This window comes from Streptomyces sp. NPDC093546 (assembly GCF_044765045.1).
Lineage (GTDB): Bacteria > Actinomycetota > Actinomycetes > Streptomycetales > Streptomycetaceae > Streptomyces.
On sequence record NZ_JBIWJG010000006.1, the window covers coordinates 109108 to 127932 of the forward strand.

The window sequence follows — 18825 nt, forward strand, 5'->3', positions numbered from 1 at the left end:
TACGGAGAAAGGCGCACCGCACCCCCCATGACCACGGCCCTCACCCCCACCCCGCCCCAGCGGCATCACGACCACCAGCCGGGCACGCACGAGAACACGCGTGAGAACACGCCTGAGAGCACGCGCGAACACAGGCACGCCCGGCGGTTCGGCCTCCCGATCGCGACCGCGCTGGTCATGGGCAACATCATCGGCGGCGGGATCTTCCTCCTCCCCGCGTCCGTCGCCCCCTACGGCACCATCAGCCTGGTCGCCTTCGCCGTCCTCACCGTCGGCGCGATCGCCCTCGCGCTCGTCTTCGGCCGCCTCGCCCAGCGCCACCCCCGCACCGGCGGCCCCTACGTCTACGCCCGCGAGGCCTTCGGCGACTTCGCCGGCTTCCTCGCCGCCTGGTCGTACTGGATCACCACCTGGGTCTCCAACGCGGCGCTCGCCGTCGCCGCCGTCGGCTACCTCGACGTGCTCATACCCGTGCACCACTCCACCGCCGCGACGATCACGGCGGCCCTCTGCCTCCAGTGGCTGCCCGCCCTCGCCAACCTGGCCGGCACGCGGTACGTCGGCGCCGTCCAGCTCGTCGCCACCGTGCTGAAGTTCGTACCGCTGCTGCTCGTCGCCGTCGGCGGGCTCTTCTTCTTCGACTCCGGAAACCTCGGCCCCTTCCAGGGCAGCGACTCCGGCGCCCTCGGCGCGGTCTCCGCCTCCGCAGCGATCCTGCTCTTCAGCTACCTCGGCGTCGAGTCGGCGGCCGTCAGCGCCGGCGAGGTCCGCGACCCCGAGCGCAACGTCGGCCGCGCCACCATCCTCGGCACGCTCGGCGCCGCCGCGATCTACCTCCTCGGCACCCTCTCCGTCTTCGGCACCGTCGCCCACGACAAGCTCGTCACCTCCAGCGCCCCCTTCTCCGACGCCGTCAACGCCATGTTCGGCGGCTCCTGGGGCGGCACGGCGGTGGCGTGCATGGCGCTGGTCTCGATGGTCGGCGCCCTCAACGGCTGGACGCTGCTCAGCGCCCAGACGCCGTACGCCGCCGCCCGGGACGGGCTCTTCCCGAAGGCCTTCGCCCGCAAGAAGCGCGGCGTGCCGACCGTCGGCGTCCTCGTCACCGTCGTCCTCGCCTCGCTGCTGACCGTGTACAACTACACGGCCGGCTCGGGCGGCGTCTTCGAGATCCTCGTCCTCGTCACCACCTTCACCGCGACCGTCCCGTACCTGCTGTCCACGGCCGCGCAGATCTACTTCCTCGCCTCCGGACAGACCGACCGCGTCCACCGCGGCCGCCTCGTCCGCGACGCGCTCCTCGCCGCCCTCGCCTTCGGCTTCTCCATGTGGCTGGTCGCCGGCTCGGGTTACGCGGCCGTCTACCAGGGCGTGCTGTTCCTCTTCGCGGGCGTGCTGGTGTACGCGTGGATGTCCGCCCGCAAGGAGCGCGCCGCTCGCCGCTGACCGCGCCCGGCGCACGCCTCAAGGGAGCTGGCCGAAGCACTCCCGGTCACCGCGCGCGGGCAGCAGGCAGACCCGCGCGCCGGCCGTCCCCGGGGCGGGGGGTGGCCCGTTCCCGGCGTACAGCGCGTACAGCGCGTACGGCCGGGAACGGGCCACGCGTGTCACCACCCGGTCAGACGTCCGCCGCCGACAGCCCCTCCGCCGCGTCCGCCAGCGCCCCCAGCACCGGGCGGATCAGCGGATGGCCCTCCGCCCCCCGCCGCACCGCCGCGAAGACCCGCCGGAACGCCGCCGGGCCCGCCACCGGACGCACCACCACGTCCTTGAGCTCCATGCCCCGCAGCGCCGAACGCGGCACCAGGGCCACGCCCGCGCCCGCGCCCGCGAGGGCCACCACCGCGCGGAAGTCGTCCGAGGAGTGCACCAGCCGCGGGTCGAAGCCCGCAAGCTCGCAGGCGAGGAGCACCATGTCGTGGCACGGGTTGCCCGGGTACGGGCCGATCCAGTCGGCGTCCGCCAGCGCGGCGAGCGCCACCTGGGGCCCCTGCGCCAGCGGATGACCGGCGTGCAGCACCGCGTCGAACGGCTCCGCGTACAGCGCCACCCGCGCGAGGCGCCGGTCGCCCTCGCGCGGCGCGCCCCGGTACTCCACCGCGAGCGCGACGTCCGCCTCGCCGTCCAGGACCAGCGGCAGCGACTCGTCGCCCTCCGCGTCCCGCACCCGCACCCGGATACCGGGGTGCGTCTCGGCCAGCCGCGCGATCGCGGGGGCCAGCACCTCGGCGATCCCGGTCGCGAACGCGGCCACCGTCACCTCGCCGGCCGTGCCGCCCGCGTACGCCGCGAGCTCCGCCTCCGCCCGCTCCAGCTGCGCCAGCACCTCGTTGGCGTGCTCCAGCAGGATCTCGCCGGCCGCCGTGAGCCGTACGCCCTTGCCGCTCCGGGTGAGCAGCGTGTGCCCGGTCTCCTGCTCCAGTGCGGCGAGCTGCTGCGAGACGGCGGACGGGGTCAGATACAGCGCCGCGGCCGCGGCGGTCACCGTACGGTGGTCCGCCGCGGCCCGCAGGATGCGCAGCCGCCGGGGGTCGATCACCCCGCCATTGTCGCGCGTGCGTCGGTGAACGCGGCCACCGCCCGCTCCACGTCCTGCGTGGAGTGCGCCGCCGACAGCTGCACCCGGATGCGCGCCTGCCCCATCGGCACCACGGGGTACGAGAAGCCGATCACGTACACGCCCCGCTCCAGCAGCAGCTCCGCCATGCGCGCGGCCTCGGCAGCGTCCCCGATCATCACCGGGGCGATCGGGTGGTCGCCGGGCAGGATCTCGAAGCCCTCCTCCGCCATGCGCGTACGGAACAGCTTCGTGTTGGCGTCCAGCCGCTCCCGCAGGTCCCCGGCGGACTCCAGCAGGTCCAGGACCTTCAGCGACGCGGCGGCGATGACCGGCGCGAGGGAGTTGGAGAAGAGGTACGGGCGCGAGCGCTGGCGCAGCAGCGCGACGATCTCCGCGCGCGCCGCGACGTAACCGCCGGACGCGCCGCCCAGCGCCTTGCCGAGCGTGCCGGTGACGATGTCGACGCGGTCCATCACGCCGTGCAGCTCGGGCGTGCCGCGCCCCTCGGGGCCGACGAACCCGACGGCGTGCGAGTCGTCGACCATGACCATGGCGTCGTACCGGTCGGCGAGGTCGCAGATCTCCCGCAGCGGCGCGACGTAACCGTCCATCGAGAAGACGCCGTCGGTGACGATGAGCCGGCGCCTCGCGTCCTGGGTGTCCTTGAGCTGCTGCTCCAGGTCGGCCATGTCGCGGTTGGCGTACCGGTGGCGGCGGGCCTTGGACAGCCGGATGCCGTCGATGATCGAGGCGTGGTTGAGGGCGTCGGAGATCACCGCGTCCTCCGGGCCGAGGAGCGTCTCGAAGACGCCGCCGTTGGCGTCGAAGCAGGAGGAGTACAGGATCGTGTCCTCCTGCCCCAGGAACGCCGACAGCCGCCGCTCCAGTTCCTTGTGGACGTCCTGCGTCCCGCAGATGAAGCGCACGGACGCCATGCCGTAGCCCCAGCGGTCCAGCGCCTCCTTGGCGGCGGCGACGACCTCGGGGTGGTCGGCGAGGCCCAGGTAGTTGTTGGCGCAGAAGTTCAGGACCTCACCGGAGGCCACGGAGACGGTGGCGCTCTGCGGGGTGGCGATGACGCGCTCCGGCTTGAAGAGACCGGCGTCGCGGATCTCGTCGAGGGTGGCGCGCAGCTCGTCGCGGACGGACGCGTACATGAAGGGGGTCTCCTAGGGGGAAGGGTCAGACGGTCCAGTCGAGGATGATCTTGCCGCTGCGGGCGGTCGCGGCCTCGTCGAAGGCGGCGTCGAAGTCCTGGTAGGAGTAGCTGCCGGTGATCACGGGGCTGAGGTCGAGCCCGCCCTCGAGCAGGACGGTCATGGCGTACCAGGTCTCGAACATCTCCCGGCCGTAGATGCCCTTGACCGTGATCATCGAGGTGACGATCTTCGACCAGTCGACGGCGAACTCCTCGGCGGGCAGGCCGAGCATCGCGATCCGGCCGCCGTGCGTCATGTTGGCGACCATGTCCCGCATGGCCTCGGGCCGCCCGGACATCTCCAGGCCGATGTCGAAGCCCTCGCGCAGCCCGAGCTGCCGCTGCGCCTCGCCGATGGTCGTCTCGCCGACGTTGACGGCGAGCGTGGCCCCGACCTTGCGGGCGAGCTCCAGCCGGGGCTCGCTCACATCGGTGATCACCACGTTGCGCGCCCCCGCGTGCCGGGCGACGGCCGCCGCCATCACGCCGATCGGGCCGGCGCCCGTGATCAGCACGTCCTCCCCGACGAGCGGGAACGACAGCGCCGTGTGCACGGCGTTCCCGAACGGGTCGAAGATCGCGGCCACGTCCAGGTCCACCTTCGTGCGGTGCACCCACACGTTGGACGCCGGCAGCGCGACGTACTCGGCGAACGCCCCGTCCCGTCCGACGCCCAGCCCGATGGTGGCCCGGCACAGGTGCCGGCGCCCGGCCAGGCAGTTGCGGCACTTGCCGCACACCAGGTGCCCCTCGCCGCTCACCAGGTCGCCGACCGCGATGTCCGCCACGTCGGCGCCGACGGCCGCGACCTCGCCGACGAACTCGTGCCCCAGCACCAGCGGCGTGTTCACCGCCTGCCGCGCCCAGCCGTCCCAGGCCCGGATGTGCAGGTCCGTACCGCAGATGCCGGTGCGCAGCACCCGGATCAGTACGTCGCCGGGCCCGGCCTCGGGCTCCGGCACGTCCATGAGCCAGAGGCCCGGCTCGGCCTTCTGCTTGACAAGTGCCTTCATCGGCGCAGCTCCCGGGTGGGGGTACGGGCGGGGTACGGGTGGAGATCGTGAACGCGCACCAATCTGCCCACACCGGGCCCGCGCGTCCATCGAGCTTTTCTTAAGCGGGCCAACAGCAGAACTTCACGCGCCACGCCGCTACCGTCACCGGATGACGACGCAGGTCTGGTACACGTCCTACGGCTCCAACACGCACGTCGACCGGCTGGCCCACTACATCCTGGGCGGCGCCCCGCCGGCCGCGAACCGGCTCTACCCCGGCTGCCGCGACCGCCGCCTCCCGGCCGCCTCCGTCCCCGTGGAGCTGACGGGCACGCTGTACTTCGCCACCGAGTCACCCGTGTGGACCGGCGGCCGGGCCTTCTACGACCCCGGGGCCGAGGGCCGCGTCCTGGCCCGCGCGCACCTGGTGACGGCCCAGCAGTTCTCGGACATCGCCGCCCAGGAGATGTACCGCGAGCCGGGCCCGGACACCGACCTCGACCTCACGCGGGTCCTGCGGGACGGCAGGGCGGTCCTCGGCGACGGCCGCTACGAGACGCTGGTGTGCGCGGGGTCGCTCGACGGCCACCCGCTGCTCACCTTCACGGCCCCGTGGCGCATGGGCGACGTCCCCTGGAACGCGCCCGCCGCCGACTACCTCCGCCACATCGCCGCCGGCCTCCTCGCGACGGGCGCCTGGGATGCGGACGCCGTCACCGCCTACCTCGCCTCCTGCCCGGGCGCGGCGGGGCACTGGACGGAGCGGCGGATCGGCGAGCTGATCGCGGGCTGAGCCGGTGCGCGCAGGCCAGGCGGTCGCGAGGTGGCGCCCCTCGTCCATGCGTCAGGGAAAAGGACTTGAGACGAGACGACTCGTCTTGTTATGGTGAGGGTATGGCTTTCTTCTTCCTGTGAGTCCGGGCACGGCCGACGCCACCGTCGCGCCGCTTCCGCCGCCCGTAGACCCTCCGCACCCCCACGGGAAGACCACCATGCGCGCACGCGCCCATACCGCCACGCCCGCACCCGCTGCCGTCGCGCAGCTGACCGTCAAGGACGTCACCAAGTCCTACGGCACCCGCACCGTCCTCGACCAGGTCTCCTTCACCGTCCGTCCGGGCGAGAAGGCCGCCGTCATCGGCGAGAACGGCTCCGGGAAGTCCACCCTGCTGCGGCTGCTGGCCGCGGCCGAGGCGCCGGACACCGGGGAGATCACCGTCGGCTTCCCCGGCGGCGCCGCCCACCTCGCCCAGACCATCGACCTCGACCCGGACCGCACCGTCCAGGACGCCGTCGACCTCGCCCTCGCCGACCTGCGGGCCATGGAGCGCGAGCTGCGCGCGGCGGAGGAGCGCCTCGGCGAGGCATCCGACGACGAACTGGCCGCGTACGGCGAGCTGCTGACGGCCTACGAGGAACGCGGCGGGTACGAGGCGGATGTCCGCGTCGACGCCGCCCTGCACGGACTCGGGCTGGCCGGGATCACCCGCGACCGGGTGCTCGGCTCGCTGTCCGGCGGCGAGCAGTCACGGCTCGCGCTCGCCTGCGTCCTGGCCGCCGGGGCCGAGCTGCTGCTCCTGGACGAGCCGACGAACCACCTCGACGCGGCGGCCGTGCGCTGGCTCGAGGAGCACCTGCGCGCGCACCGCGGCACCGTCGTCGCGGTCACCCACGACCGCGGCTTCCTGGAGCGCGTCGCCACCGCGATCCTCGAGGTGGACCGGGACGCGCGCACGGTGCACCGGTACGGCGACGGCTGGGCCGGCTACCGCGCCGCGAAGGCCGCCGCCCGGCGCCGCGCGGAGCAGGAGTACGCGCGGTGGCTCCAGGACGTGGCCCGTACCGAGGAGCTGCTGGAGGCCGCCGGGAAACGCCTCGCCACCACCGGCAGGGACCCGCGGCAGGGCTTCGGCAAGCACCGCCGCTCGCACGAGGCGAAGCTCGGCGGGCAGGTGCGGGCGGTCCGGGAGCGCCTCGCCCACCTGCGGCGCAACCCGGTGCCGGCGCCACCCGAACCGCTGCGGTTCACCACGGCCCTCCCGGCGGGCGAGCCACCGGCCGACGGTCCGCTCGCCGAGCTCGACGGCGTCACGGTCGGCGAGCGGCTGCGCCTGGAGGACCGGCTGGCGATCGCCCCCGGGCAGCGCCTGCTGGTCACCGGCGAGAACGGGGCCGGCAAGACGACGCTCCTGCGCCTCCTCGCGGGCGACCTGGAACCGGACGAGGGCGCGGTACGCCGCCCCGCGCGCATCGGATACCTGGCGCAGGAACTGCCCGCGCGCTCCACGCGCCTCCCGCTGCTCGCCGCCTTCGCGGCGGGGCTGCCCGGCCTGCCGGAGGAGTTCGCCGACGAGCTGCTGGCGCTGGGCCTGTTCCGCGAAGAGGACCTCCACGTACCGGTCGCGGCCCTGTCCGCGGGCCAGCAGCGACGGCTCCAGATCGCCCGGCTGGTGACCCGGCCCGCGGACCTCCTCGTCCTCGACGAGCTGACCAACCACATCGCGCTCGACCTGATCGAGGACCTGGAGTCGGCGCTCGCGACGTACCCGGGAGCGGTGGTCGCGGTCTCCCACGACCGCGGCTTCCGCACGCGGTTCCCGGGTGAGCGACTGGAGCTCCGCGGCGGCCGCCGCCGCTGACGTTCTGCTGCTGCGATCGACGCGTGTCAAAAGGGGTGCCCGGCTTACAAGGCTGTGGCCGACCGCCCGTCGAGGGGCAGAGGCTCATGGTGGTGCCACACGAGGAACCGGTCTTCCCTGCGTAGCTCCGCGGAGCCCCATTCGATGCGCATCATGCCGCGATCCATGGCACAGGCGTAGGCCACCAGGACGAGGCGGATGTCCTCGGGGAGAAATCCAAGGTCGGGGTGCACCTCGGATTCCTGAAGCTCGTCCAAGCCGAGGTCCAGTACTTGCTGCATGGGCTCCGGGCCGTGGCGTCGAATCAGTTCTGCGCGGAGCCCTGTCGCCCGCCGCAAACGGGCGGCTGTAACCGGGACATCCTTCTTCGCGTAGCGGAGCGGATAGATCACATGGTCGGCAACGATCATCAGGGTCCGCCCATGCAGCCGAACCGGAGTGGCGCCCGCCAGGGGACTGAGGCCGGCGGCCAGCTCCTCGTACTGAACGGCATAAAGCCCGTGCCCGTACGCCTCCAGCGTCTGGGTATGGACCCCTTCGTGCCCATTGCGAGCCCTCTCATGGGCGCGTAGGAGACAAGCCGGAACAACGTCCACCAATTGGTCGGCTGCATCGCCGAAGATCTGTCGCGCCCACGGAGTCGCCGAACCCACAAGTACCGCCCCCTCCCCTGGTGGCGCCGGAGCGCCAAGCAGCGTCACTTGAACGGTGGCGGGTGTGCACCATGCACGCAAGATGGCATCCGGCGCACGCCGGGGAGCGCAACAGAGTCGCGCCTATGGCGAAGGTTTCCGATCGAGCGGAGCGGGGCGTCGGCCCGTCGTGTCCCTGCCGCACAGCGCACGATGGTAGCGAAGGTGTGCCGCGTTGATCTGGTGAGCGGGGTGTGGTCGGAGCTCCCCCAAGCGGCTGCCGTCGGCTGTCATGCGAACGACGCCGTCCGGGTCGACGTAGATCGCCAATGCGTCGAACTGGACGTGATGGTTCGGGCACAGAACCAGGAGATTCGGCAGCTCGTCGGGACCGTTATGGGGACGGCCCAGGCCGCGGATGTGGGCGGCCTCGCTGTAGGTGCCGAACCGCGTGGACAACTGTAGGCCGCATATCTGACAGCGGTCGCCGTGCAGCTTCTTCACCTTGGCCGACAACTCTGTATCGCGGACGATGCGAGATGAGGCGACCGTACGCCGTGCGGCGGGGCCGGCTCCCGTCACCTGGTCCTCTGCGAAGTCTGCGATGCCGCTGGCGCTCTCATAGCCGGCCAACCCCAGCCGCTCCATTAGGGCGTGCTGGTCGATGTCGGCAAGATAGGTCTCCCGCAGCACAGCGATCGCTTCCGACCGCACGCAGGGATCGCTCAGCAGCCGCTCGGCCTGCCGGCCTATCCCTCCCTCGGGGTTCAACCTGTCGAACGTTGCCGCATGCACCTTGGCGGCCTGCTGGGCAGGCACACCATGCACATCCCAGAGTTGGCTCGTCTGCAGATGCCAGAACGGATACTCAGGGGTCACAGAAGAGTTGGGATGGCCGAACTCGGCCAAGAGCCCTCCCACCTCGTCGCGGAACTGGCGCCAAGGCGCAATGGAAGGCTTTCCCGTAGCCACGCGGGAGATGCCCCACAGCAAGGCAAGTGGCTTGTGCCTGCTCTGCCGACCGTTCCTCTGGTGGACTTTGAGGCTTCTCAGCTTGTCCATGAGCACGCCGACCGTCATATTCTCCAGCGACCCGATTGGTGCCGAAGAAGCTGAATCCGAGGCATCCGGTCGGCGGGGAACGGGAAAATGCGCCATGGAACCGCGGGCGTCGTCCTCCGAGCGCCGGCCTGAGCCATTGCCCCCGCGCGTGGTCCGCCGTCGCAACTCCGGCAAGACGGCATGTCCCTGCTCGACCCACTGGCGCCAGGAGCGGGGAGCGCGTAGGAGTGCGTCTGTAGCCGACAGTTCGGGGTTTCCGCGGTCCTCGATCCAAGCCCAGTCGACCTGATCGTCTTCTGGGGTCAGGTCCAAGACGAACAGGTCATAGCGATAGTTGGGGAAGGGTCTTCCCTTCGCTTCCTGCTCGATCTGCTTGGCATCTTCGATGACCGCCGCGCCGCAGAACTCGACGTATCCTTTCCACGTCCCGTTGCGCGATACCGCCGCGAAGATCAGCAGAGGCGCGGCCAGTGCCCGCTCTTCCGGGGTGGTTGCTTGATGCTCCCTCAGTGCCTCCAGCAACACCGCGTTACCTTGGGTCGTTCCCACCGGCACTGTGTGATCGACCCTGTGGTCGCCGAAATAGCGCACGTGGCCGTTGTCCAGGTCGAACACGTCGTGCCAGGGTGTCTCAGCGGTTCCGGCCTTCCACGGACTGGAACGGATCAAGATGGCCGGGCGGCGCCGCCCGCCGGCAGCCTTGGCCTTGGAGATCGGGTTGATTCCCTTGCTGAGCTGAATTTGGGCGAGGACCGTGGAAGCCGTGACGTGATGGATATTCGGGTAACCATCAATGCGCGCTACCGATGGGTCTCTGTTCTGGGCGGACCGAAACACGTCACCGACACGCAAGCTTCCCATCGGGCCTCCCCGTGATGCACCATCCTGCTTCCTTGATCTTGCCAGGCGGGAGGGCCGTTGCTCCTGCCAGGTGCGGACGATGCGTGGACGGCAGTTGCCGGGTGGGGCCCGGCCGGCGTGTGATCGGCGGAGACGGGCGAGCCGCATACGTGTCCGGAACCGTGTAGAGAGCCCGCATGCCCAGGGCGGGGAGCCAACCCCCTCCCGCATTACCTCCGCGGTAATCGACCCCCACCCGCCCCGCGCGGCATCGTTGCGGTCACCGGGGTCCGGCCGCCGCACTGCGGCCGGACCCCGGGCCTCGGGCTCCGGACCCTTCCGTACGCCCCCGCCCTCGACCCCGACCCCGACCTCGATGGAGGCTCCGCCATGTCCCAGGCCCTGCTCGCCGGCATCTCCCGTACCACCGAGCCGCAGACCATGCTGCGCCGCTTCCTCGCGCTCGACGCCGTCGTCACCGGGGCCAACGGGCTGGCGTACGCCCTCGCCTCCCGGCCCCTCGCCCGGCTCCTCGGCGTCGACGCGGCGCTGCTGCTCGAACTCGGCCTGTTCCTCACCGCGTTCGCCGCTGGAGTGGGCTACCTGGCCTCCCGGCCGCGGCCGTCCGCCACGGCCGTCAAGCTGGTCGTCGACGCCAATGTGCTCTGGGCGGTGCTGAGCGCCGTCGCACTCGTCGCCTGGCTGTCACCCAGCACCGCGGGAGCCCTCTGGATCCCGATGCAGGCGGCCACCGTGGCCGGGTTCGCCGCCCTCCAGTGGTCCGCCCTGCGGGCGGTGAGGGGCTAGAGCGACTGGAGGTACGCGACCGTCGCCGGGTCGGCCGGGAGGAACGTCTCGATGGCCAGCTCGGCGACCGTCACGTCCATCGGCGTGTTGAACGTCGAGATCGACGACACGAAGGACAGCACGTGCCCGTCGTGCTCGATCCGCAGCGGCAGCGCGAAGTACGGGTACGGACTCGGGTCCTCGCGGTCGCCCGGGTCGGTGGCCGTTTCCGGCAGGGGATACGCCGAGACCTCGTCGTACAACCGCCGCAGCGGCTCCGAGCGGGCCAGGGCGATCTGACGCTCCATCTGGGCCAGCAGGTGCCCGCGCCACTCGCGCAGGTTGCGGATCCGGGGCGCGAGGCCCCCGGGGTGCAGGGTGATGCGCATGGCGTTCATCGGCGGGGTCAGCAGGTGCTCCGGGATCCCGTCCAGCAGCATCGCGATGCCCCGGTTGGCGGCCACCACCGTGTACGAGCCGTCCACGACGAGCGCCGGGTACGGGTCGTACCCGGCGAGCAGCTGCTCGATGCCCTCGCGCAGGGTGGCGAGGGACGGGTCGTCCAGAGGCGTCTCGGCGTACCGGGGGGCGTAACCGGCCGCCAGGAGCAGCGCGTTGCGCTCGCGGACCGGTACGTCCAGATGGTCGGCGAGCCGCAGGACCATCTCCTCGCTGGGCCGCGCGCGGCCCGTCTCGATGAACGAGATGTGACGGGCCGACGAGTCCGCGCGCAGGGCCAGCTCCAGCTGGCTCAGCCGCCGCCGCTCACGCCAGCCGCGCAGCAGCGGGCCTATTCCGGTACCGGACGCCAGAGTTGTCATACCGCAGACGGTAACCCACGTGTTGACCACGGGCCGGTGGCGTCGGACCGTATCGTCACGGTCACGTCGTCCACGTCGTCAACGTCCGTACCGCAACGAAACGGAGGGCCCGACATGCCCACTGAGCCGCTGTCGCAGAAGGAGATCGAGGACCGGCTGCGCGAGCTTCCCGGCTGGTCGCAGGAGGGCGACCGGATCGCCCGCACCTACCGCCTCTCCACCCACTTCGCCGCCACCGCGATGGTCGTCCACATCGCGCAGATCCAGGACGAGCTGGACCACCACTCCGACCTCACCCTCGGCTACAACACCGTCGGCCTCACCATGAACACCCACTCGGCGGGCGGCGCCATCACCGAACGCGACTTCGAACTGGCGTCCCGGGTCGAGGCCATCGCGCCCTCCCACGCCGCGAACTGAACCGGGCGACCGCGAGCCGCGCACGACGAGCCGGGCAGGGCGGGCCGAGTTGCCGGAACGGCAACAGAGCTCGCCCCGGCGCCGTCCCCACCGCACGCTGTCCCCATGAGCCCTCACCACCATGACACCGACACCGACACCGACATCGACATCGACTGGAACGAGATGCTGCCGCTCCTGGAGCGCGGCGCGGAGCTCCAGACCCCGCTGTACCGGCAGGCCGCGGCCTGGCTCGGCGAGCTCGCCCCGCCGACCGGCGTACGCCGCGTCCTCGACGTCGGCAGCGGTCCCGGCGTGCTGTCCTGCCTGCTCGCCGAGGCGTTCCCGTACGCCGAGGTCGTCGCCGTGGACGCCACGCCCGAGCTGCTGGAGCGCGCCCGCGACCGGGCGGCCGGCCTCGGCCTGACCCGCGTCACCACGCTCCACGCCCAGCTGCCCGACGACATCGCCGCGCTCGGCCCGGCCGACCTCATCTGGGCGGCCGGCTCCCTGCACCACCTGGGCGACCAGCGCGCCGCCGTCGCGGACCTGGCGGGCCTGCTGCGCCCCGGCGGTGTCCTCGCGGTCGCCGAGAGCGGCCTGGCCGGCCGGCACCTGCCGCAGCACACGGGGATCGGGCGCCCCGGCCTGGAGGCCCGGATGGAGGCCGCGCACGCCGACTGGTTCGCCGAGATGCGGGCGGCGCTGCCCGGGGCCAAGGAGGAGGTCGACGACTGGCGGGCACTGCTCGCCGGGGCGGGCCTCACGCCGAGCGGTACGCGCTCCTTCCTCCACGACGTCCCGGCGCCCGTCACCGACCTCGTACGCGAGTACGTCCTCGCCCACTTCTCCCGGCACCGCCACACCCTCGGCGAACGCCTGAGCTCCGAGGACCGCGCGGCCCTCGACCGCCTGCTGGACCCGGCGGACCCGCAGGGCCTGCACCACCGGCCGGACCTGTTCCTGCTCACCGCCCGTACGGTGCACACCGCCCGCCGGGGCTGACCGCTCCCAGCACCGTCACGGCGCCGTCACGGCACGGGTGGCGTGTCCTTGTACGGGCTGATCGGCTCCGGTGTCCGCCGCACGCTCCGCGCGTCCAGCGCCACCGCCGCCGTGGCCGTCCCCAGCTCGCCGCCCGGGTGCCAGGTCCCGGTGACCGCCACCCAGGTGTCGGCGGGCGGGGCCGGGGCGCCGTGGACGCGGATGCGCAGGGACTGCGAGTCGGCGGCGCAGCAGCTCACGACGAGCCGGGTGAGGTACCAGGAGCCGTCCTTGGCGCCGGGGATCGGGGTGACGAACCCGGTCATCAGCACCGTACGGCCGGCGATGCTCCGCTCACGGTCCTGCTGCACGCGCGCGATGAACCCGGAGAGAGCGAGCGGCGCCGGGTCCGCGTCCGGCAGCGGCTGGAACTCCGACACGGGGGCGATCACGTTGCCGGTCTCGCGTGAGGCGGTGTACGAGCCGAGGGCGGGAGGGGCGTACAGCAGCAGCGCGAGCACCGGCAGGAACAGCAGCCAGGCGACACGCGGCCCGCCCTGGTGGTCGTGCCCGTGGGCAGACGCGGCCTCCTGCTGCTCCTCCTCCGGCTCGTCGTCCGGGCGCCGGGCCGCGAACGGCAGTCCGTCCCGTACGGCGCCGATCACGCCCAGGACCAGCAGCAGGACGCCGGAGGCGATCAGGTACGGCCGCAGGCCCTCCTTCACGTACCGCAGGTAGAGCTGGCTGAACAGCGCGATGTGCAGCACGGCCGACCCGGCGAGGAGCAGCAGGGCGGCCTGGACGTGGCGTCTCACAGCAGCCACCACCCCGTCAGGCAGGCGCACACCACGGCGACCACGGCGGTCGCCGCCGAGAAGCGCACGGCGAAGGCGCGGCCGAAGGTGCCGGCCTGGAGGGCGATGAGCTTCACGTCGACCATGGGCCCCACCACCATGAAGGTGAGCCGCGCGGTGGGGGAGAAGCCGGTGAGGGAGGCGGCGACGAAGGCGTCGGCCTCCGAGCAGACGGCGAGCACGATGGCGAGCGCCGCGAGGAAGAGGACCGACAGCCACGGCGAGTCGGCGAACAGCGCCAGCACGGAGCGCGGGACCAGGACGTTGAAGGTGGCTGCGGCCATCGCGCCGACCACCAGGAAGCCTCCGGCGTGCAGGAAGTCGTGCTGGAAGCCGAGGCGGAACTCCTCCCAGCGGCTGTGCCCGGGCCGGTGCCCGGTGTGGCGGGCGGGCATCTTCAGCCACTCCGCCCTGCCCCACTTCAGCCACAGCCACCCCATGACGGCCGCCGTCACCAGCGACGCGACCAGCCGGGCGGCGACCATCTGCGGCTGCCCGGGGAAGGCGACGGCGGTCGATACCAGCACGATCGGATTGACGGCGGGCGCGGACAGCAGGAACGCGAACGCCGCGGCCGGGGTCACCCCCCGCCGGATCAGGCTCCCGGCTACCGGTACGGACGCGCACTCGCAGCCGGGCAGCACCACGCCGGCCGCTCCCGCGACCGGCACGGCGAGCGCGGGGTTGCGCGGCAGGGCCCGGCTGAAGACCCGTGCGGGCACGAAGGCGTTGACGGCGCCCGAGATCACGGTGCCGAACAGCAGGAAGGGCAGCGCCTGCACGGTGAGCGCCACGCAGATGGTCTGCCACGCCCGGAACCCGGGATGGGAGAGCACCGGGAAGGCGAGCACCGCGATCAGCAGCAGCGAAACGCCACCCGCGACGAGGACGGACGTCGGTATCGCGGACGGCGCGGCGTCACGCGAACCCTCACGCGAACCCTCACGCGAACGCTCGCGCGGGTGCCCGCGCTCGGGGGCGGCTTCGGTCATGGGGCCTTACCTTAACGACCGACGCCCCATGACCATCATTTCGTCCCACTGCTCCGGTGCGGGTGGGGCTACGCTGGAGGAGGCATACCGGCCAGCAATAAGGGGGTCGGTCCGATGTCAACAGGGACCCTCCTGGCGATCATCATTCCCGTCGTGGTGGTGCTCGCCGTCGTTGCCGCAGCAGCCTTCCTCATGTCCCGCCGCCGACGCCTGCGCCAGCGCTTCGGCCCGGAGTACGAACGCACGGTGGAGGACACCGGCAGTAGGCGCGCCGCCGAGCGGGATCTGAGCGAGCGCGAGAAACGCCATGACGAGCTGGACATCAGGCCACTGACGGGCGATGCCCGGGAGCGCTACTCCCGGGACTGGCAGCGCGTGCAGGGCGAGTTCGTGGACCGTCCGGAGGACGCCGTGCAGGACGCGGATCTCCTGGTCGCGTCCCTGATGCGCGAGCGCGGCTACCCGACCGAGGACCTCACCCAGCGGATCAGGGACCTCTCCGTCGAGCACGGCCGCACCATCGAGCACTACCGTGCCGCCCACGAGGTCAACCAGCTCAGCATGAAGCACCAGGCGACGACCGAGCAGCTGCGCGGGGCCATGGTGCACTACCGCGCCCTCTTCGACGAGTTGCTGTCCGACCACGGGCAGAGGTGAAGGGAGGAGAGATGCGACGCGAGGACCTGCCGGAACCCACCGAGAGCGGCCTGTCCACCGAGGACCTGGCGCAGCCGCAGCCGCCGCCGCGGGAGGAGTCGACCGGGATTCCCGCCTTCCCCGGCGAGAGCACCGCGCCCACGTCGGCGGAGCGAACCGAAGGAGCCGCTGAAGGATCCGCGGCAGCGGAAACCGCACCCGCCTCGGGGGGCGCGGAGGAGGAAGAGGCACCGCGGCTGCTGACCCCGGAGAACGAGGAGAGCTTCCGCGAGCGTTGGCAGGGCGTCCAGACGCAGTTCGTCGACGACCCGCGCGAGGCCGTCCACAAGGCCGACGCGCTCGTCGCGGACGTCATGCAGCAGCTGGCCTCGACCTTCGCCGACCACAAGAAGGACCTGGAAGCCCAGTGGAACCGGGGCGAGGAGGCCGACACCGAGGACCTGCGCAGGGCGCTGCGCAAGTACCGGTCGTTCTTCAACCGCCTGCTCACCACGTGAGAAGCCGACGGCGCGGCCGCACCCGCGGCCGCGCCGTCATCGCTCCGCAGCGCTCAGCAGACGTCGTACGTCGCCGGGTCCGGGCCCAGGCGGCGCGCCTCGTCGAGGGCCGCTACGGCCGCCAGGTCGTCGGCGTCGAGCGTGAAGTCGAAGACGTCGATGTTCTCCCGGATCCGCGACGGCGTCACGGACTTGGGGATCACCACGTTGCCGAGCTGGAGATGCCAGCGCAGGACCACCTGCGCCGGGGTCCGGCCGTGCTTGCGGGCGATCGCCACCAGCGCCGGGGCCTCCAGCAGGCCCTTGCCCTGGCCCAGCGGCGACCACGCCTCGGTCGCGATGCCGTGGCGGGCGTGGTACGCGCGGCTCTCGGCCTGCTGCAGGTGCGGGTGCAGCTCGATCTGGTTGACCGCCGGCACGATCGACGTCTCGCCGATCAGGCGCTCCAGGTGCTCCGGCAGGAAGTTCGAGACACCGATGGCCCGGGCGCGGCCGTCCGCGTGGATCTTCTCGAACGCCTTGTACGTGTCGACGTACAGGTTTTTCGACGGCAGCGGCCAGTGGATCAGGTACAGGTCGACGTACTCCAGGCCCAGGCGGCCCAGCGAGGCGTCGAAGGCGCGCAGCGTCGCGTCGTAGCCCTGCTCGCTGTTCCAGAGCTTCGTCGTGACGAAGAGCTCCTCGCGAGGCAGGTCCGAGGCGGCGATGGCCTGGCCGGTGCCTTTCTCGTTCTCGTAGATCGCGGCCGTGTCGATCGAGCGGTAACCGGCGTCGAGGGCCGTGCCCACCGCCTGCGCCGCCTCGTCGTCCGGGACCTGCCAGACGCCGAAGCCGAGCTGCGGCATGGAGACGCCGTTGTTGAGCGTGATGGAGGGGGCCTTGCTCACGAGCGGTTGTTCCTCACGTCGTGTTCTTTCCAGGTACGTGCGGGTGCAACGATCATTCACCTGCACGTATTCCCCCGTGGTCCCCATGTCATGGGTAGAGGGCGTCGATCTCACCCGCGTACGCCGTCTCGATCGCCCTGCGCTTCAGCTTCAGCGACGGCGTCAGCAGGCCGTGCTCCTCGGTGAACGGATGCGCCAGTATCCGGAACGTACGGATGGACTCGGCCTGCGACACCGCCGTGTTGGCGGCCACCACCGCCCGCCGGATCTCCGCCTCCAGCGACGGGTCCCGCACCAGCTCGGCCGGTGGCAGGGGCGGCCGGTTCTGCATGGCGAGCCAGTGGTCCACCGCCTCCCGGTCGAGGGTGACCAGCGCCGCGACGTAGGGGCGGTCGTTGCCGACCACGGCGCACTGCGCCACCAGCGGATGGGCGCCGACCCGCTGCTCCAGGGCGGTCGGCGAGACGCTCTTGCCGCCCGAGGTCACCAGGATCTCCTTCTTCCGCCCGGTGATGGTCAGATAGCCGTCCTCGTCGAGCGCGCCGAGGTCGCCGGTGGCCAGCCAGCCGTCCCTCAGCACGGCGTCGGTGGCGGCGGGGTCGTTGAGGTACCCGGAGAAGACGTGCGGGCCGCGCAGCCAGATCTCGCCGTCGTCCGCGATGTGCACCGTCGTCCCGGGGACGGGCTGCCCGACGGTGCCGTACCTGGTGCGCTCGGGCGGGTTCGCGGTCGCCGCCGACGAGGACTCGGTCAGCCCGTATCCCTCGTACACGGTCACGCCGGCGCCCGCGAAGAACAGGCCGAGGTCCCGGGACATGGCCGAGCCGCCGGACATCGCGTGCCGCACCCGGCCGCCGAGGGCGTCGCGGACCTTGCCGTACACGAGCTTCTCGAAGAACTGGTGCTGCACGCGCAGGGCCGCCGACGGGCCCGGGCCCAGGCCGAACGCCTTGTGCTCCAGCGCTTCGGCGTAGCGCACCGCCACCTCGACGGCCTTGTCGAACGGCGCCACCTTCCCGGCGGCCTCCGCCGACCGGCGCGCCGCGTGGAACACCTTCTCGAAGATGTACGGCACGGCCAGGATGAACGTCGGACGGAACGCCGCCAGGTCCGGCAGCAGCGCGCTCGCCGTCAGCACCGGCTGATGGCCGAGCTTCACCCGTCTGCGGACCGCCGCCACCTCCACCATCCGCCCGAAGACGTGCGCCAGCGGCAGGAACAGCAGCGTCGACGCCTCGTCGCCCGGCCGGGAGTGGAACACCTTCTCCCACCGGTCCACCAGCGTGTCCGCCTCGAACATGAAGTTGGCGTGGGTGAGCACGCAACCCTTCGGGCGGCCCGTCGTCCCGGAGGTGTAGATGACGGTCGCGATCGACTCGGGCGTCACCGCCCGCCGGTGGCGCTGCACCACCTCCTCGTCGATGCCGGCGCCCGCCGCCACCAGCTCGGCCATCGCGCCCGCGTCCAGCTGCCACAACCGCTGGAGCCGCGGCAGCCGGTCGACCACCGAGCCCACGGTCATGGCGTGGTCCTCGTGCTCGACCACGCACGCGGTCACCCCGGCGTCGTGCAGCATCCAGTGCACCTGATCGGCGGAGGCGGTCGGGTAGACCGGCACGGACTGGGCGCCCACCGTCCACAGCGCGAAGTCGAAGAGCGTCCACTCGTAGCGCGTACGGGACATGATCGCGACCCGGTCCCCGAACCGTACGCCGTGCGCGATCAGCCCCTTGGCCAGCGCCAGCACCTCGTTGCGGAACTCCAGGGAGGTGACCTCGCCCCACTGCCCGTCGGCGCCCTTGCGGCCGAGCGCCACGCGGTGCGGATCGTCCACGGCGTGGTCGTACACGGCGTCGGCCAGCCCGCCGACCAGGGGAGCCGTCACCATGGGGGGGACAGAGAACTCGCGCAATGGCTGCTCCTTGTGGCGCTCCGCACAGCGGTGGGTGACGGTACCCCACGGACCGGTGCGACGGGAGGGCTTCGGCGTGCCGGGACCCCGGCATCGCTACAGGTCAGACG

19 protein-coding genes are annotated in these 18825 nt (G+C 71.9%); 8 read left to right on the forward strand and 11 right to left on the reverse strand.

Translation table 11 applies throughout. The features are described 5' to 3' along the window. Positions 1 to 27: 27 nt before the first annotated feature. Positions 28 to 1446 carry an amino acid permease gene (locus ACIRNI_RS15505; RefSeq protein WP_403551842.1) on the forward strand — a complete coding sequence of 473 codons (1419 nt, stop codon included), beginning with the start codon at positions 28 to 30 and terminating at the stop codon, positions 1444 to 1446. An 18-nt stretch (positions 1447 to 1464) separates the two neighbouring features. On the opposite strand, the gene ACIRNI_RS15510 is transcribed toward ACIRNI_RS15505, so the two are convergent. The 4 genes from ACIRNI_RS15510 to tdh are packed head-to-tail and all read right to left on the reverse strand — an operon-like array spanning position 1465 to position 4771. Then, a complete protein-coding gene (locus ACIRNI_RS15510; protein WP_403551844.1) occupies positions 1465 to 1602 on the reverse strand; it encodes a hypothetical protein in 138 nt (45 codons plus the stop codon). A 16-nt stretch (positions 1603 to 1618) separates the two neighbouring features. Further along, positions 1619 to 2539, reverse strand: a complete 921-nt coding sequence (locus ACIRNI_RS15515; protein WP_403551846.1) for a LysR substrate-binding domain-containing protein — start codon at positions 2537 to 2539, stop codon at positions 1619 to 1621. Then, positions 2536 to 3717 (reverse strand): glycine C-acetyltransferase, encoded by a 1182-nt coding sequence (locus tag ACIRNI_RS15520; RefSeq protein ID WP_403551849.1) that lies wholly within the window; start codon positions 3715 to 3717, stop codon positions 2536 to 2538. The genes ACIRNI_RS15515 and ACIRNI_RS15520 overlap by 4 nt, the downstream gene beginning before the upstream one ends. Before the next feature lie 25 nt (positions 3718 to 3742). After that, positions 3743 to 4771, reverse strand: a complete 1029-nt coding sequence (gene tdh, locus ACIRNI_RS15525; protein WP_403551851.1) for an L-threonine 3-dehydrogenase — start codon at positions 4769 to 4771, stop codon at positions 3743 to 3745. A 151-nt stretch (positions 4772 to 4922) separates the two neighbouring features. Here tdh and ACIRNI_RS15530 point away from each other — a divergent pair, with 151 nt between their 5' ends. After that, positions 4923 to 5546, forward strand: coding sequence for a histone deacetylase (locus ACIRNI_RS15530; RefSeq protein ID WP_403551853.1), 624 nt, complete (start codon positions 4923 to 4925; stop codon positions 5544 to 5546). Positions 5547 to 5745: 199 nt separating this feature from the next. Beyond that, positions 5746 to 7392 carry a ribosomal protection-like ABC-F family protein gene (gene abc-f / locus ACIRNI_RS15535; protein ID WP_403551855.1) on the forward strand — a complete coding sequence of 549 codons (1647 nt, stop codon included), beginning with the start codon at positions 5746 to 5748 and terminating at the stop codon, positions 7390 to 7392. Positions 7393 to 7436: 44 nt separating this feature from the next. Here abc-f and ACIRNI_RS15540 read toward each other — a convergent pair whose 3' ends face one another. Beyond that, on the reverse strand, positions 7437 to 8045 hold the full coding sequence (locus ACIRNI_RS15540) for a hypothetical protein (protein ID WP_403551857.1): 609 nt from the start codon (positions 8043 to 8045) through the stop codon (positions 7437 to 7439). Between the two features lie 123 nt (positions 8046 to 8168). Continuing rightward, positions 8169 to 9947 (reverse strand): HNH endonuclease, encoded by a 1779-nt coding sequence (locus ACIRNI_RS15545; protein WP_403551859.1) that lies wholly within the window; start codon positions 9945 to 9947, stop codon positions 8169 to 8171. A gap of 369 nt (positions 9948 to 10316) precedes the next feature. Here ACIRNI_RS15545 and ACIRNI_RS15550 point away from each other — a divergent pair, with 369 nt between their 5' ends. Next, a complete protein-coding gene (locus ACIRNI_RS15550; RefSeq protein ID WP_403551862.1) occupies positions 10317 to 10733 on the forward strand; it encodes a hypothetical protein in 417 nt (138 codons plus the stop codon). On the opposite strand, the gene ACIRNI_RS15555 is transcribed toward ACIRNI_RS15550, so the two are convergent. After that, a complete protein-coding gene (locus tag ACIRNI_RS15555; RefSeq protein ID WP_403551864.1) occupies positions 10730 to 11533 on the reverse strand; it encodes a helix-turn-helix domain-containing protein in 804 nt (267 codons plus the stop codon). The genes ACIRNI_RS15550 and ACIRNI_RS15555 overlap by 4 nt on opposite strands. A gap of 114 nt (positions 11534 to 11647) precedes the next feature. Here ACIRNI_RS15555 and ACIRNI_RS15560 point away from each other — a divergent pair, with 114 nt between their 5' ends. Both ACIRNI_RS15560 and ACIRNI_RS15565 read left to right on the forward strand, forming a co-directional pair. Then, entirely contained in the window at positions 11648 to 11953 is a 306-nt protein-coding gene (locus tag ACIRNI_RS15560; RefSeq protein ID WP_355357306.1) for a 4a-hydroxytetrahydrobiopterin dehydratase, read from the forward strand. A gap of 105 nt (positions 11954 to 12058) precedes the next feature. Beyond that, positions 12059 to 12937 (forward strand): class I SAM-dependent methyltransferase, encoded by an 879-nt coding sequence (locus tag ACIRNI_RS15565; RefSeq protein ID WP_403551866.1) that lies wholly within the window; start codon positions 12059 to 12061, stop codon positions 12935 to 12937. A 26-nt stretch (positions 12938 to 12963) separates the two neighbouring features. Here the strand turns inward: ACIRNI_RS15565 and ACIRNI_RS15570 are convergent, their stop codons facing one another. Together ACIRNI_RS15570 and ACIRNI_RS15575 are read right to left on the reverse strand one after the other, a co-directional pair. Continuing rightward, positions 12964 to 13731, reverse strand: coding sequence for a TIGR03943 family putative permease subunit (locus ACIRNI_RS15570; RefSeq protein WP_403551868.1), 768 nt, complete (start codon positions 13729 to 13731; stop codon positions 12964 to 12966). Further along, the gene (locus tag ACIRNI_RS15575; protein ID WP_403551870.1) at positions 13728 to 14762 is read right to left on the reverse strand and encodes a permease; all 1035 of its coding nucleotides are present in this window, start codon (positions 14760 to 14762) and stop codon (positions 13728 to 13730) included. The genes ACIRNI_RS15570 and ACIRNI_RS15575 overlap by 4 nt, the downstream gene beginning before the upstream one ends. 114 nt (positions 14763 to 14876) lie before the next feature. Here ACIRNI_RS15575 and ACIRNI_RS15580 point away from each other — a divergent pair, with 114 nt between their 5' ends. Both ACIRNI_RS15580 and ACIRNI_RS15585 read left to right on the forward strand, forming a co-directional pair. Then, positions 14877 to 15419, forward strand: coding sequence for a hypothetical protein (locus ACIRNI_RS15580; RefSeq protein WP_403551873.1), 543 nt, complete (start codon positions 14877 to 14879; stop codon positions 15417 to 15419). Positions 15420 to 15430: 11 nt separating this feature from the next. Then, positions 15431 to 15916 carry a hypothetical protein gene (locus tag ACIRNI_RS15585; protein WP_403551875.1) on the forward strand — a complete coding sequence of 162 codons (486 nt, stop codon included), beginning with the start codon at positions 15431 to 15433 and terminating at the stop codon, positions 15914 to 15916. 53 nt (positions 15917 to 15969) lie between these two features. Here the strand turns inward: ACIRNI_RS15585 and ACIRNI_RS15590 are convergent, their stop codons facing one another. Then, positions 15970 to 16803: an aldo/keto reductase gene (locus ACIRNI_RS15590; protein WP_403551878.1), complete on the reverse strand. Its 834-nt coding sequence runs from the start codon at positions 16801 to 16803 to the stop codon at positions 15970 to 15972. 88 nt (positions 16804 to 16891) lie between these two features. Beyond that, positions 16892 to 18691 carry an AMP-dependent synthetase/ligase gene (locus ACIRNI_RS15595; protein ID WP_403551880.1) on the reverse strand — a complete coding sequence of 600 codons (1800 nt, stop codon included), beginning with the start codon at positions 18689 to 18691 and terminating at the stop codon, positions 16892 to 16894. Positions 18692 to 18825 lie beyond the last annotated feature (134 nt).

Bases quoted from the DNA above. Each gene is read 5' to 3' on its own strand.
- ACIRNI_RS15555 (WP_403551864.1), bottom strand. From the start codon at position 11,533: ATGACAACTCTGGCGTCCGGTACCGGAATAGGCCCGCTGCTGCGCGGC.
- ACIRNI_RS15565 (WP_403551866.1), top strand. From the start codon at position 12,059: ATGAGCCCTCACCACCATGACACCGACACCGACACCGACATCGACATC.
- ACIRNI_RS15550 (WP_403551862.1), top strand. From the start codon at position 10,317: ATGTCCCAGGCCCTGCTCGCCGGCATCTCCCGTACCACCGAGCCGCAG.
- ACIRNI_RS15530 (WP_403551853.1), top strand. From the start codon at position 4,923: ATGACGACGCAGGTCTGGTACACGTCCTACGGCTCCAACACGCACGTC.
- ACIRNI_RS15580 (WP_403551873.1), top strand. From the start codon at position 14,877: ATGTCAACAGGGACCCTCCTGGCGATCATCATTCCCGTCGTGGTGGTG.
- ACIRNI_RS15505 (WP_403551842.1), top strand. From the start codon at position 28: ATGACCACGGCCCTCACCCCCACCCCGCCCCAGCGGCATCACGACCAC.
- ACIRNI_RS15545 (WP_403551859.1), bottom strand. From the start codon at position 9,947: ATGGGAAGCTTGCGTGTCGGTGACGTGTTTCGGTCCGCCCAGAACAGA.
- abc-f (WP_403551855.1), top strand. From the start codon at position 5,746: ATGCGCGCACGCGCCCATACCGCCACGCCCGCACCCGCTGCCGTCGCG.
- ACIRNI_RS15560 (WP_355357306.1), top strand. From the start codon at position 11,648: ATGCCCACTGAGCCGCTGTCGCAGAAGGAGATCGAGGACCGGCTGCGC.
- ACIRNI_RS15520 (WP_403551849.1), bottom strand. From the start codon at position 3,717: ATGTACGCGTCCGTCCGCGACGAGCTGCGCGCCACCCTCGACGAGATC.
- ACIRNI_RS15575 (WP_403551870.1), bottom strand. From the start codon at position 14,762: ATGACCGAAGCCGCCCCCGAGCGCGGGCACCCGCGCGAGCGTTCGCGT.
- ACIRNI_RS15585 (WP_403551875.1), top strand. From the start codon at position 15,431: ATGCGACGCGAGGACCTGCCGGAACCCACCGAGAGCGGCCTGTCCACC.
- tdh (WP_403551851.1), bottom strand. From the start codon at position 4,771: ATGAAGGCACTTGTCAAGCAGAAGGCCGAGCCGGGCCTCTGGCTCATG.
- ACIRNI_RS15595 (WP_403551880.1), bottom strand. From the start codon at position 18,691: ATGGTGACGGCTCCCCTGGTCGGCGGGCTGGCCGACGCCGTGTACGAC.